This is a genomic window from Mesorhizobium sp. P2_E10 (assembly GCF_056404235.1).
Map to the genome: position 1 here is coordinate 35151 of NZ_JBFUEK010000004.1, position 12881 is coordinate 48031.

Genomic DNA, 12881 nt, shown 5'->3' on the forward strand with positions numbered 1-12881 from the left:
GGTAGTGTCAATGGTTGTTGGCAGGGCAGCATTTTGTGCTGCGGCATGCGTTCTTCGGAGACGGCCGTGAAACTGGATCGGATCGACATCAGAATTCTTCACGAGTTGCAGAAGAACGGCCGCATCACCAATGTGGAACTGGCCGATCTGGTGCATCTGTCGCCGAGCCCGTGCCTGATGCGGGTCAAGAAACTGCAGTCGGAAGGCTACATCGAAGGCTATTCCGCGCAGATCAATATCGGCAAGCTTGGCCAGACGCTGACCGTGTTCACCGAAATCACCTTGAAGAACCATCGTCAGATTGACTTCGCCCGCTTTCTCGCTGTCGTGGAGAAGATCGAGCAGGTCATCGAATGCCATCTTGTGTCGGGCGGCTACGACTATCTGATGAAATTCGTGACCTCCGGCATTAGTGAGTATCAGACGATCATGGAGCGGCTGACCGACATGGATATCGGCATCGACAAGTATTTCAGCTTCGTGGTGCTGAAATCCCCCATCGTCAAGGCGCACATGCCGCTACCCAGCCTGTTTCCGATGTAGTCAGAGCAATTCCAGGAAATCAGAGCAATTCCAGGAAAAGTGTGAAGCGGTTTTCCTGGGAAAAGCGCGCATCGCTTTCCCTTTGGAATTGCGCCAGAAAGGAAACAGATAGAGCGTTTCGCGGTTTCCGTGAAATGGCGAACCGCTCTATCGGTGGCCGTACTGGCTGACGAGTTCGGGGTCGCGGACGAGGCCGTCGAGCCAGGTCGGGTCAAGCTTCGGCACCGAAGAGAACAGAAGCTTGGAATAAGGGTGGGTGGGCGCCGTCAGCTTGTCGGGCGTGATCTGCTCCACCCGCTCGCCATTGTACATGACCATGATCTCGTCGCAGATGGCCTCGACTACGGAGAGGTCGTGGCTGATGAAGATGTAGGAGAGGCCCAGCTCGCGCTGCAGTTCCTTGAGCAGCTCGATCACGGCGGACGCCACCACCGTGTCGAGCGCCGAGGTGATCTCGTCGCAGATGATGAGCTTGGGGTCGGCCGCCAGCGCACGAGCGAAGTTCACGCGCTGCTTCTGGCCGCCCGAGAGCTCCGATGGGTGACGGTAGCGCAGCGTCTTGGGCAGGCGCACCATGTCGAGCAGTTCGTCGACGCGCTTCGAGCGCGCCTGCCTGTCGAGCCGGTGATAGAAGGCCAGCGGGCGGGAGATGATGTCCTCCACCGGCTTGGCCGGATTGAGCGCGGTATCGGCATATTGGAAAACAATCTGCATCTCGCGCAGTTGGTTCTGGCTGCGCTTCCTGGCGGCACGCTGCAGTTCCTCACCGTTGAAGACGATATCACCGGCGGCCGCCGGATGGATGCCGGCGATGACGCGCGCCAGCGTCGACTTTCCGCAGCCGGATTCGCCGATGATGCCGAGATTGCGCCCTTTCTCGACAACGAGGCTGACAGAATCGACCGCGCGGATTAGCGGCAGTCCGTCATCCCGCACCGCGCCATAGCCGGCCGTCACATTGTCGATACGCAGCAGCTGTTTCGTCCCGGCATCCGCGTCTGCATGTGCTTGTCGCGGCTTCGGTTCGAAGGCGGCCAGCAGTTCGCGCGTGTAGGGGTGCTGGGCGGCCGAAAGGATTGCCGCCGTGGTGCCGGTCTCCTGCACTTCGCCGCCTTTCAGCACGACGATGCGGTCGGCGATCTGGGCGACGACCGCGAGGTCGTGGGAAACATAGACACCCGCTATCCCGCCCGCCCGCATGACCGACTTGAATGCCTTCAGCACGTCGATCTGCGTCGTCACGTCGAGTGCTGTCGTCGGCTCGTCGAAGATCATCAGCTTGGGGTCGCCGATGAGCGCCATGGCCGCGGCAAGCCGCTGCAATTGCCCGCCCGAAACCTGGTGCGGATAACGCGCGCCGATCCCTCCGGGATCTGGTAACGACAAGGCCCGGAACAGCTCGACCGCGCGCTGGCGCGCCTGCTCGGGTGGCATCAGCTTGTGGATGCGCGTGACCTCGATGACCTGCTCCATGATCGTGGAGGAGGGGTTGAAAGAGGCGGCGGCACTTTGCGGAACATAGGCAATGTCGGTGCCGCGCAGCCTGGCGCGTTCCTTTTCGGAAAGGGCAACCATGTTCTTGCCGTTGACGTTGATCTCGCCGCCGACGATCCGGCAGCCGGGCCGCGCATAGCCCATGAGCGAGAGCGCTACCGTCGTCTTGCCGGAGCCGCTCTCGCCGATCAGGGCAACGATCTCGCCGTCGGCGATGTCGAAGCTGACGCCCTTGATGATTTCGACAAGCCGTCCGGAGTCGGTCTTCGCCTCGATCCTAAGGTTTCTGACCTCGACGAGATTGCTCATGCGTCCCGGTCCCTGATCTTCTGCGGCAGGTTGTCGATCAGCAGGTTGACGCTGATGGTGAGGCTGGCGATTGCCAGCGACGGCACGATGACGGCGGGGGCCGCGAAGGGCAGGGCGCCGATGTTCTCGCGCACCAGCGCGCCCCAGTCGGCGAGCGGTGGCTGGAGGCCGAGCCCCAGGAAGGAAAGGCCGGAGAGCAACAGCACGATGAAGACGAAGCGCAGCCCGAAGTCGGCAAGCACCGGGCGGATGATGTTGGGCAGGATCTCGGAGCCGATGAGGTAGGCGGTGCTCTCGCCACGGACGCGGGCGACGGTGATGAAGTCCATGGTGTTGATGTTGACGGCGAGCGCGCGCGCGAAGCGGTAGGCGCCGGGGATATAGATGACGGCCAGCGTCAGGATCAGCACCGGGATCGACGAGCCGACCGCGGCGACGACAACAAGACCGAACAGCTTGCTGGGAATGGAGTTCATGGCGTCCAGGAAGCGGCTGAGGCAGGTGTCGAGCCAGCCACCGGTGACGGCCGCGATCATCCCCAGCACGACACCTGAAAAGCAGGCGATGGAGACGGCGGCGAGCGATATGCCGACAGTGTAGCGGGCGCCCATCAGAACCCGCGAGAGCATATCGCGCCCAAGATAATCCGAGCCGAGCCACAGTCCCTGGCGCATCGGGCCGAAATAGTCGTCGTCGACAATGTCGCCGATCGAATGGGGAATGAGGTAAGGCGCCAGGATCGCGATGAGCGTCCAGGCCAGGATGACCAGCGCGGCCACGACGCCGACGAGGCTGTAGCTGTGGCTGAGGAAGGACCGTCGGGAGGTTGTCGCGCGCGCCATCGTCATCTGAGCCTCGGGTTGGACATGATGGCGACGATGTCGGCGGCGGTGATGAGGAAGAGGTAGCCGAGGCAGAAGATCATCGCGCAGCTCTGGATAAGCGGCAGGTCGCGGGTGGCGACGGCATCGACCATCAGCTTGGCGATGCCGGGATAGTTGAAGATCGTCTCGACGATGATGACGCCGCCGACCAGATAGGACAGCGAGAGCGCGACCGCGTTGACTATCGGGCCGAGAGCGTTCGGAAGCGCGTGCCTCAGCACCATGCGGCCGCGCGAAGCACCTTTCAGAAGCGCCATCTCCACGTAAGGCGTGGAAAGCGTTTCGATCACCGCGGCGCGCGTCATGCGGATCATCTGGGCGGAGATGACGAAGGTGAGCGTGATCACGGGCATTGCATAGATGCGCACGAGGTCGGTCAGCGAATGCGCCTCGTTGACCGAGGACAGCGCCGGCAGCCATTTGAGATAAACGGCGAAGAGCAGGACCGCGAGTGTCGCGACCATGAATTCCGGTACGGAGATGATGCCGATCGAAAGGATGGTGACGGTGCGGTCATAGACGGAGCCTCGTAGCATGGCGGCGGTGATGCCGAGCGTCAGCGCCAATGGCACCGAGAGCAGCGTGGTGATGCCCGCGAGTTTCATGGTGTTGACCAGGCGTCCGCCGATCAGTGTCGCGACCGGCATCTCATTGGCATAGGAGGTGCCGAGGTCGCCGTGGAGCAGTCCCACAAGCCAGAGCAGAAAGCGCAGGATCGCCGGATCGTTGAGATGCATGGCCTCGCGCAGGCCGGCGACCGCTTCCGGAGTCGCCGCCTGGCCGAGCAGGATCGATGCGGTGTCGCCTGGCAGCATGCTGGTGGCGAAGAAGACAGCGAACAGCACGATCAAAAGCGTGACGGCCGCGATCCCCAGCCGCTTCAGCACGAGGTTGAGAACCCCAGACGTCATGGAAGCGCTCCCTGCGGTTGTTCGGCCAAGCAATCTTGCGCAATGAAGTGCCGGGGGCTGGCTGACCGGCCCCCGGCTGGCTTCTCTCAGGCTTCGAGCCAGAGATATTCCGCCATTGCATAGCCCATCATGCCACCGAGCGGGTTCGCCTCCAAACCCTTCACCTTGCTCGAGAGGGCATCCACGTTGGAAATATAGGCCGGGATGATGGTGCCGGCCTCCTCGGAGACCATAGCCTGCATCTGGCCGTAGATCTCCTTGCGCTTGGCCTGGTCGAGCGAGCCGCGCGCCTCGATGAGCATCTTGTCGAACTTCTCGGACTTGTACTGGCTTTCGTTCCACGGCGCGTTGGAAGCGTAGAGGAGCGAGAACAGGATGTCCGGCGTCGGGCGCGGATTGATATTGCCGAAATGGATTGGCGCCTTGAGCCAGTAATTGTCCCAATAGCCGTCGGCCGGGACGCGCTGGACGTCGAGCTTCATGCCGATATCCGCGCCGGCGGCCTGGATGATCACCGCCATGTCGATCGACGAGGTGGCGGCGTCGGAAGCGATCACCGGGATGGACTGGCCGAGCAGGCCGGCCTTCTGGAAGTGGAACTTCGCCTTGTCCGGGTCGAAAGCCTTCGGCTTGACGTCGGGATTGTGGAAAATATTCGCCGGCGAGACAGGCTGGTCGTTGCCGATTTCGCCGAGGCCGCGCAATGCCGATTTGACGATCTGCTCGCGGTTGACGAGATACTTCATGCCCGCCACGAAGTCGGCCTTGCTGCCCGGATCCATGTCGAGCCGGATGTTGAGGTCGGTGTAGTTGCCCGAAGTCGTCTTCGACAATTCGAAGCCCTGCTGGCCGCCGATGAGCTTCATCGCACGCGGATTGATCGAGGCCGCAAAATTGATGTCGCCGGAAAGCAGGGCGTTGACGCGGGCGCTGTCGTCGCTGATGGCGATGAACTCGAAAGAGTCGAGATAGGGCTTGCCCGACTTCCAGTAGTTCTTGTTCTTGGTGACCACCGAACGCACGCCCGGTTCGAAGGTTTGCAGCACAAAGGCGCCGGTGCCTTTGCCCTTGGAGAAGTCCGTGGTGCCGTCCTGGACGATCATGAAATGGTGCAGCGCCAGGATGGTCGGCAGGTCGGCATTCGGGTCGGCGAGCGTGATTTCCACGGTCGACTTGTCGACCGCCTTGAAGCCGGTCATCTGTGCGGCGATCTTGGCGACCTTGGAGCCGACCGCCGGATCAAGATGACGCTTCAGCGAGAAGACGACGTCGTCGGCAGTGAGGTCCTTGCCGTCGTGGAAGGTGACGCCCTTGCGCAGCTTCACGGTCCAGGTCTTGGCGTCCTTGCTGTCGAAGCTCTCGGCGAGCTCCATCTGCGTGACGCCACCCTTGTCGAGGAAAGTCAGGCGGTTGTAGAGCGAACAGCAGCGGACATAGTCAGTGGAGAGCGACGCCTTTGCCGGATCGAGCGTGTCGGCGGTCGATGACGACCAGCCGGCGGCCTTGAAAGTTCCGCCGGAAACCGGCTCGGCGGCGACGGCATTGGTGGCGCGGCCGAGCACCAGGCTGCCCGCGGCAACCGCGGCGCCGCCGGCCAACAGCATCTTGAGAAGTTCGCGGCGGCTCGCGCCCCGGCGGATGGCGTTTTCGACCATGGCATCGTCTGCGCTGGTCCAGTTCGTGATCTTGTCGGTCATGGTATTCCCCTTTCTGGTTGTTTGGTCGGGATGCTCGTCTTGTCGCGGCTTTCCGGGCTTGGGCTCAGATTCGTTCCTTCAGGCTTTCCCGCACGGCCGCCGCCAATGCGGTCATTGAGGTGAAGCGGTAGTCCGGCGCGGTGAAGCGCTCGGGCTCGATCGTGCCGCCATAGCCCTTCTGGGCGTGCCGGCGTTCGATCCAGCAGTTGGTCAAGCCAAGCGCCCGCGATATGCCGATATCGTGATACTGGCTCTGCGCGACGTGCAGGATGTCGTCCTTGCTGTCACCCCGGGAGGCGACGAAATCGAAGACCTTGTGGAAGAACGCCGGATCCGGTTTCTCCGTTCCGGTATCGTCGGCGGTGAAGGTGGCGAAGAAGGGCGATCCGAGCCGCTTCTCGAAATGGTCGAGCGCCCAACGCCGGGCATTGGTCATGGCAATCAGCTTGTGCGATTTCGCAAGCTCGGCCAATGCCGCAGCGCTGTCGGCGAAACCTTGCCAGGCGCTGGCGGAGTCGCGTAGGCGCACGCCATATTTCTCCTCGACCGGCAGGCCGAGTTGCGGCGCGATGACCATGTAGACACGTACGAGATCGTCGGGGAACAGGCCCGCATCGGGCATGTAGCGGGCCTGCCGATACAGGGCCAGCGCGGCTTCGCCATCGACGGAAACGCCAGCGTCGGCGGCAATCCCGGCCAGGCAGGTCGTGATGCCACCTTCGAAGTCAATCAGCGTGCCGACGACGTCGAAGGTCATGTATTTGAATTCGCTAAAGCCCCTGGCCAAGACTGGCTCTCCTCTGCGCGTGGCCGAATTGCATGGTGCTGAACAGAACAAAATTCCGTGCTGTCCGGGGCATCGGCCTTTTCAAAAACCCGGAAGTTCGGGGCTTCTGGCCTTGTCTTATGACCAGTCTGGCACTTCCCCCGCGCTGGATTCGCCGAAAAGGCGCTGGGCTGCGGCACAAAATTGCGAAATCGTCTGCCCCGGCGCTATTTCGAAACACGTGGTATTTGTCGCCCGTCATGCCAGGGCCTGGCGGACGTCGGCATCGTCCAGCGTCTGGTCGAGCGTCCGGCGCGTGCGCTCGATGATCGCGTCGATGTCGTCGTCGGTGCAGCAGAGCGGAGGAGCGTAGCCGATAACCCCGTTGGCAAAGGCTCGAATGATCAGGCCATTGTCCCACGCCCTGTCGAAGACGCGCCGCGCCGGCATGGCCGATGCGGGAAGCGGTGTCTTCTTCTTTTTGTCGACCACCAGTTCGATCGCGGCAAGCATCCCGCGACCGCGAACATCGCCGACGAGCGGGTGATCGCTCAGGCCTTCCAATCCCGCCATCAGGCGCGCGCCGGCCTTGATGCCATTCTCCAGCAGGCCGCCTTCATAGAGCTTCAACACCTCGAGCGCGACGGCGGCGCTGACGGGATGGGCGGAATAGGTGTAGCCGTGGCCGACCGCCGAAGCGCCCGCGCCGTCGGCGATGACGTTGTAGACATGATCAGACATGAATACGGCACCCATAGGAACATAGCCCGAGGTCAGCCCCTTCGCGGTCGTCAGGAAGTCGGGAACGATGTCTTCCTCCGTGCAGGCGAACAGAGGTCCCGTGCGGCCGAAGCCGGTGATCACCTCGTCGGCGATGAACAGGATGCCGTACTTCCGGCAGAGCTCGCGTATCGCCTTGATCCAGCCCTTCGGCGGGACAATGACGCCGCCCGAGCCCTGGATCGGCTCGGCATAGAAGGCAGCGACCCGCTCCGGTCCAATCTCCTCGATCTTGGCCTTCAGCGCGGCGAGCGATGCGGCGATGATCGCGTTCGCGTCCTCGCCCACCGGGTTGCGATAGGGATAGGGGGAGGGGATCTTGTGCTGCCATTCGAAGGGAATGCCAAAGCCGGCGTGAAAGGCGGGCAATGCGGTCAGGCCAGCGCCGACCACCGATGACCCGTGATAACCCAGCTCGATGGAAATGAACTGGTCGCGCTTCGGCTCGCCCCTGGCATTCCAGTAGTAGCGGACGAAACGGATCGTGCTGTCGACCGCGTCCGACCCGCCGAGCGTGAAATAGACGTGATTGAGATTCCCGGGCGCGCGCTCAGCCAATTCCGAGGCGAGGCGGATGGCCGGCTCCGAGCCGAGGTCGAAATAGGCAGTGGCGTAGGGGAGCTCGCGCATCTGCCGGGCCGCCGCCTCGACGATGCTGTCATGGCCGTAGCCGGCATTGACGCACCACAGCCCCGCAAAACCGTCAACGAGTTGCTTGCCGGACGCATCGGTCACGGTCGCGCCCTTCGCCGATTTCAAGACGCGCACGCCGAGCGCCTCATGGCCGCGATATGATGAGACCGGATGGATGAGATGGGCGCGGTCGAGTTCGATCAGGGAATTGGCGAGCATTGTTGTTGTCCTCCTAGCCGAGCGCCTGGTTGGCGAGGGCGTAAACTTTTGGCCTGGCCTGTTCCGCGCCGTTCTTGGGTGGACGGTCCATGGCCACGCCGCCGCCGACATGGGCAAGGCCGATTTCCTCGAGCCAGTCGGCAAGGCCAGTCCTGCTGTCGGTGTCCACGCGCAGGAAAGCACCGCGGCGCGGCGCGGCGAAGAAGGCGATCAGGTCTTTGGCGGAGTCGGCGCTTCCCGCGATGACCGGTCCGATCACCTCGCCGCGTCCAAACGGGCGGATCGCGGCATAGGCCTCGATGGTGCCGTTGCGGCGGATAACGGCGAATTGGCCGCGTTCGGCCAGCGCATCGATCAGGGCTTCCCGGTCGGCGCCATAGGCGTCGCGGTCCAGCGTCTTGATGTCAGGCAGATCGCCGGCGCCTGCTGCTTCCACGCCATCGGGTGCGCCGAGCGCTGCAACCGTACCTTGATGCTGCCGGATCGTGCCGGAGGATACAAAGCCGAGCTTCTCATAGAGAGGCATGCCGTCAGTCGTCGCGACGAGCCGCAGCGGACGGTCGCCGGCAAGGGCGAGGGCCTGATCCATGAGCCGGCGCCCGAGCCCCTTGCCACGCACGTTCCTGTCGACGATCACCATGTTGATCATGGCGCAATCCGTGCCGTAGGGCGTCACCAGGATGGTTCCGGTGACACGGCCCTGGTCGTCGAGCGCGACCACGCCCCTGGAGAGCCGCAGCGCCATCTGCCAGTCCTGCGGGCGATGCGGCCAATTCTCCTGGCGAGAAAGCGCCACTGCTCCCTCGATATGGTCCGGCCCGAAGTCCTGAATCTCGATCTCGCCCTGGTGCATGAGGCATCCTTCCGTCTGCCCTCAAGTCTCGACCATTGGCGCGTCGCAAATCGTCTGAAGGCTTCGGCTTCGGCGGTATCTTTCGCCGTAGCACGAGGGGTGCGCCGCATCTTGTGCTGGCACCGGCCGCGGCGGATGCCTTTGACGCCGAGGCCGCCGCTCCCATCGACCGCCGAGATGCTACAGCGTGCCAAACCGGACGGCGGATACGGAACTTTCTGCTTTCGGGAGGGCCATTTCGATCAGGTGGGTCGCCACTCACCGTCCTATGATGAAAATACGTCCTAACGAGAATGTGCTTCCACTGGAGATCGACGGACATGGCTTCTTTCAGGCCCAAATACATCACCTTCGACTGCTACGGCACGCTGACCAATTTCCAGATGGCGGAAGCGGCGCGCGACCTTTACGGCAGCCGGCTGGACGAACCGCGCATGCAGGAGTTCATCAAGAACTTCGCCGCGTATCGGCTGGACGAGATCATGGGCGACTGGAAGCCTTATGCAGACGTCGTTCACAACGCGCTCGAGCGCGCCTGCAAGCGCAATGGCGTCGCCTTCAGCCCCGACGACGCCAGCATGGTCTATGAACGGGTCCCGACCTGGGGCCCTCACGCGGATGTCCCGGCCGGCCTGGCGAAGGTCGCCAAGGAAATCCCGCTGGTCATCCTGTCCAACGCCATGAACGCGCAGATCATGTCCAATGTCGAGAAGCTCGGTGCGCCGTTCCATGCCGTTTATACGGCCGAGCAGGCGCAGGCCTACAAGCCTCGGTTCAAGGGGTTCGAATACATGCTCGACATGCTGGGTTGCGGCCCGGAAGATATTCTTCACTGCTCGTCCTCGTTCCGCTACGACCTGATGTCGGCACACGATCTCGGCATCAAGAACAAGGTCTGGGTCAATCGCGGCCACGAACCGGCAAACCCTTACTATGGCTATGTCGAGATACCGGACATTTCCGGTCTTCCGGGCGTGGTCGGGCTTTGAAACAGGCGGATCGTCGATGAAACTGGTCTCCTACTGGCACGATACCGCCCCTGTCTTTTCCGGCGGGGCGCAAGGCCCGGTCGAGGGGCACTATGACGCCGTCATCGTCGGTGGCGGCTTCACCGGTCTCGCCGCGGCGCGCCAACTGGCGAAGGCCGGCGCGAAGGTGGCGGTGCTGGAGGCGGAGCGGGTGGGCTGGGGCGCATCCGGTCGCAATGGCGGGCACCTGAACAACGGCCTCGCTCACAGCTATCTTTCGGCCAAGGTGGAGCTTGGGAAGGAACGGGCAATCGCGCTCTACCGTGCGCTCGACGACTCCGTCGATACCATCGAGGCGCTGGTTGCCGAAGAGGGCATCGACTGCAATTTCCGCCGCGCCGGCAAGCTGAAGCTCGCCTCCAAGCCGCAGCATTTCGAAGCGATCGCCCGCAACTTCGAAGCCCTCCATGCGGAAGTGGATCCGGATACGGCGCTGCTGTCGGCGGCCGACCTCAAATCCGAGATCGGTTCGCCCTTCCACGGCGCGATGCTGTCGAAGAAGAGCGCCATGATGCATATGGGCCGCTATGTGGCAGGCCTGGCCGCGGCGGCCGTTCGCCACGGCGCCATCATCCACGAGAACGCGGCGGTGACCGACCGCAAGCAGGCCGGCAGCAGGCATGAGCTGACGACCTCCCGCGGCCGGATCACCACCGACAATGTGCTGGTGGCGACCGGCGCCTATACCACGCCGAATTTCCGCTATTTTCGCCGCAGGATTATCTCCGTCGGCAGCTTCATCATCGCCACGCGGCCATTGAGCGACGCCGAGATCGCCGCGACCATGCCCGGCAACCGGACATGCGTGACCTCGATGAATATCGGCAACTACTTCCGGCTTTCGCCGGACAGGCGCCTGATCTTCGGCGGCCGCGCACGCTTCTCGGCGACATCGGACCAGCGCTCCGATGCCAGGAGCGGACAGATATTGCAGGCGGGCCTCGCGGCGATATTCCCGCAGCTCGCCAAGGTCGAGATCGACTATTGCTGGGGTGGGCTGGTCGACATGACCAAGGACCGTTTTCCGCGGGCCGGCTACCAAGACGGTGTCTGGTACGCGATGGGCTATTCCGGCCACGGCGCGCAGCTTTCCACGCATCTCGGCATGATCCTGGCCGATGCCATGCTCGGCCGCGAAGACCGCAATCCGATGAAGGGACTCGAGTGGCCTTCCATTCCCGGCTATTCCGGCAAGCCCTGGTTCCTGCCGATGGTCGGCCTCTACTACAAGGCGCTCGACCGTATCCAGTGATCGTCGATCCGGCCCGCTCGGGCTTCAGCCAAATGCCTCAGCCCAGCCCGCCCATGTGGAAGCTCTTCATCTCGAGATACTCCTCGATGCCGGCCTGTGCACCCTCACGGCCGAGGCCGGACTGCTTGACGCCGCCGAAGGGGGCGACCTCCATCGAGACCGAGCCGGTGTTGAGCCCCACCATACCGAACTCCAGCGCCTCGCCGACACGCCAGGCGCGTTTCAGGTTCTCGGTGTAGAAGTAGGACGCAAGCCCGTAGGGCGTGCCGTTGGCGAGCGTGATCGCCTCCTCTTCCGTCTCGAACCGGAACAGCGGCGCGACCGGGCCGAACGTTTCCTCGGCGGCGAGCTGCATGTCCTTTGTGGCGCCGGTCAGCACCAGCGGCGCGACATACTGAGGACCGTCGGGCAATGCCGGCTTCGTTGTGATGATCGAAGCACCCTTAGCGAGCGCATCCTCGACGTGGCGGTTGATCTTCTCGACCGCCGCCATGTTGATCATCGGCCCGATGGCGACGCCGGGCTGCGTGCCTGGCCCCACCGTCATGGCGTTGACTCGAGCAGTGAGCTTCGCCGCGAATGCGTCATAGACCCCAGCCTGGACAAGAATACGGTTGGCGCAGACGCAGGTCTGGCCGCCGTTGCGGAACTTCGAGACAAGCGCCCCCTCGACGGCGAGATCGAGATCGGCGTCGTCGAAGACGATGAGGGGCGCGTTGCCGCCGAGTTCGAGGCTGAGCCGCTTCACGCTGTCGGCCGCGCCGCGCATCAGCAGCGAACCGACCCGCGTCGAGCCGGTGAAGGAGATCTTGCGAACGGTCTCGTTCGCCATGATCTCGTTGCCGATCTCGGCCGGCATGCCGGTGACGATGTTGATGACGCCGGCCGGGATGCCCGCCCGTTCGGCAAGCACGCCGAGTGCCAGCGCCGAATAGGGCGTGAACTCGGATGGCTTGATCACCACCGTGCAGCCGGCGGCCAGCGCCGGCGCGACCTTGCGGGTGATCATCGCGTTGGGGAAATTCCACGGCGTGATGATGCCGCACACCCCGACCGGCTCCTTCAGCACGATGATGCGCCGGTCCGGCGTCGGCGAGGGGATTGTGTGGCCATTGATCCGGCGCGCTTCCTCGGCGAACCATTTGACGAAGGACGCGCCGTAGCGGATTTCGCCTTTGGCCTCGTCCAGCGGCTTGCCCTGTTCGGTCGTCAGGATCAGGGCGAGATCGTCCAGATGCGCGAGCATCAGACCATGCCAGGCCTCCAGCAGGCCAGCGCGCTCGGCGTTGGTCTTCTTCTTCCAGCCAGCATAAGCGGACGCCGCTGCCTCGATGGCGGCCTGGGTCTCCGGACCGGCCATATCGGGCACCGTGCCGATCGTCGTCTGGGTCGCCGGATCGACGACATCGACCGTCTTTCCGGAAGCGGCCGCGACCCATTTGCCGCCGATCAGGCCGGCTTCGCGGAAGAGGTTTTTGTCTTTCAGGTTTTTCATCGAAAACGACCTTGCAA

Annotated in this window: 11 protein-coding genes; 3 read left to right on the forward strand and 8 right to left on the reverse strand. The window is 63.3% G+C overall.

Going from position 1 to position 12881, the window contains the following annotated elements:
- Positions 1-66 precede the first annotated feature (66 nt).
- Entirely contained in the window at positions 67-543 is a 477-nt protein-coding gene (locus tag AC1D0N_RS12125; RefSeq protein ID WP_107648477.1) for an Lrp/AsnC family transcriptional regulator, read from the forward strand.
- A 147-nt stretch (positions 544-690) separates the two neighbouring features.
- Here the strand turns inward: AC1D0N_RS12125 and AC1D0N_RS12130 are convergent, their stop codons facing one another.
- The 7 genes from AC1D0N_RS12130 to AC1D0N_RS12160 all read right to left on the reverse strand — a co-directional run bounded on the left by AC1D0N_RS12130 (position 691) and on the right by AC1D0N_RS12160 (position 9089).
- A complete protein-coding gene (locus tag AC1D0N_RS12130) occupies positions 691-2346 on the reverse strand; it encodes an ABC transporter ATP-binding protein (RefSeq protein WP_477244102.1) in 1656 nt (551 codons plus the stop codon).
- A complete protein-coding gene (locus tag AC1D0N_RS12135) occupies positions 2343-3194 on the reverse strand; it encodes an ABC transporter permease (RefSeq protein WP_477244104.1) in 852 nt (283 codons plus the stop codon). The genes AC1D0N_RS12130 and AC1D0N_RS12135 overlap by 4 nt, the downstream gene beginning before the upstream one ends.
- Positions 3191-4141, reverse strand: a complete 951-nt coding sequence (locus tag AC1D0N_RS12140; protein ID WP_477244106.1) for an ABC transporter permease — start codon at positions 4139-4141, stop codon at positions 3191-3193. The genes AC1D0N_RS12135 and AC1D0N_RS12140 overlap by 4 nt, the downstream gene beginning before the upstream one ends.
- 86 nt (positions 4142-4227) lie before the next feature.
- On the reverse strand, positions 4228-5838 hold the full coding sequence (locus AC1D0N_RS12145; RefSeq protein WP_477244108.1) for an ABC transporter substrate-binding protein: 1611 nt from the start codon (positions 5836-5838) through the stop codon (positions 4228-4230).
- 64 nt (positions 5839-5902) lie between these two features.
- Positions 5903-6595 (reverse strand): HAD-IA family hydrolase, encoded by a 693-nt coding sequence (locus AC1D0N_RS12150; RefSeq protein ID WP_477244991.1) that lies wholly within the window; start codon positions 6593-6595, stop codon positions 5903-5905.
- A gap of 267 nt (positions 6596-6862) precedes the next feature.
- A complete protein-coding gene (locus AC1D0N_RS12155) occupies positions 6863-8236 on the reverse strand; it encodes an aminotransferase class III-fold pyridoxal phosphate-dependent enzyme (RefSeq protein ID WP_477244109.1) in 1374 nt (457 codons plus the stop codon).
- Positions 8237-8249: 13 nt separating this feature from the next.
- Positions 8250-9089, reverse strand: a complete 840-nt coding sequence (locus AC1D0N_RS12160; protein WP_477244111.1) for a GNAT family N-acetyltransferase — start codon at positions 9087-9089, stop codon at positions 8250-8252.
- A gap of 320 nt (positions 9090-9409) precedes the next feature.
- Here AC1D0N_RS12160 and AC1D0N_RS12165 point away from each other — a divergent pair, with 320 nt between their 5' ends.
- Together AC1D0N_RS12165 and AC1D0N_RS12170 are read left to right on the forward strand one after the other, a co-directional pair.
- Positions 9410-10078, forward strand: a complete 669-nt coding sequence (locus AC1D0N_RS12165; protein ID WP_477244113.1) for a haloacid dehalogenase type II — start codon at positions 9410-9412, stop codon at positions 10076-10078.
- 16 nt (positions 10079-10094) lie between these two features.
- Positions 10095-11369, forward strand: coding sequence for an NAD(P)/FAD-dependent oxidoreductase (locus tag AC1D0N_RS12170; protein ID WP_477244115.1), 1275 nt, complete (start codon positions 10095-10097; stop codon positions 11367-11369).
- A 37-nt stretch (positions 11370-11406) separates the two neighbouring features.
- On the opposite strand, the gene AC1D0N_RS12175 is transcribed toward AC1D0N_RS12170, so the two are convergent.
- A complete protein-coding gene (locus tag AC1D0N_RS12175) occupies positions 11407-12864 on the reverse strand; it encodes an NAD-dependent succinate-semialdehyde dehydrogenase (protein WP_477244117.1) in 1458 nt (485 codons plus the stop codon).
- Between the last annotated feature and the right edge of the window lie 17 nt (positions 12865-12881).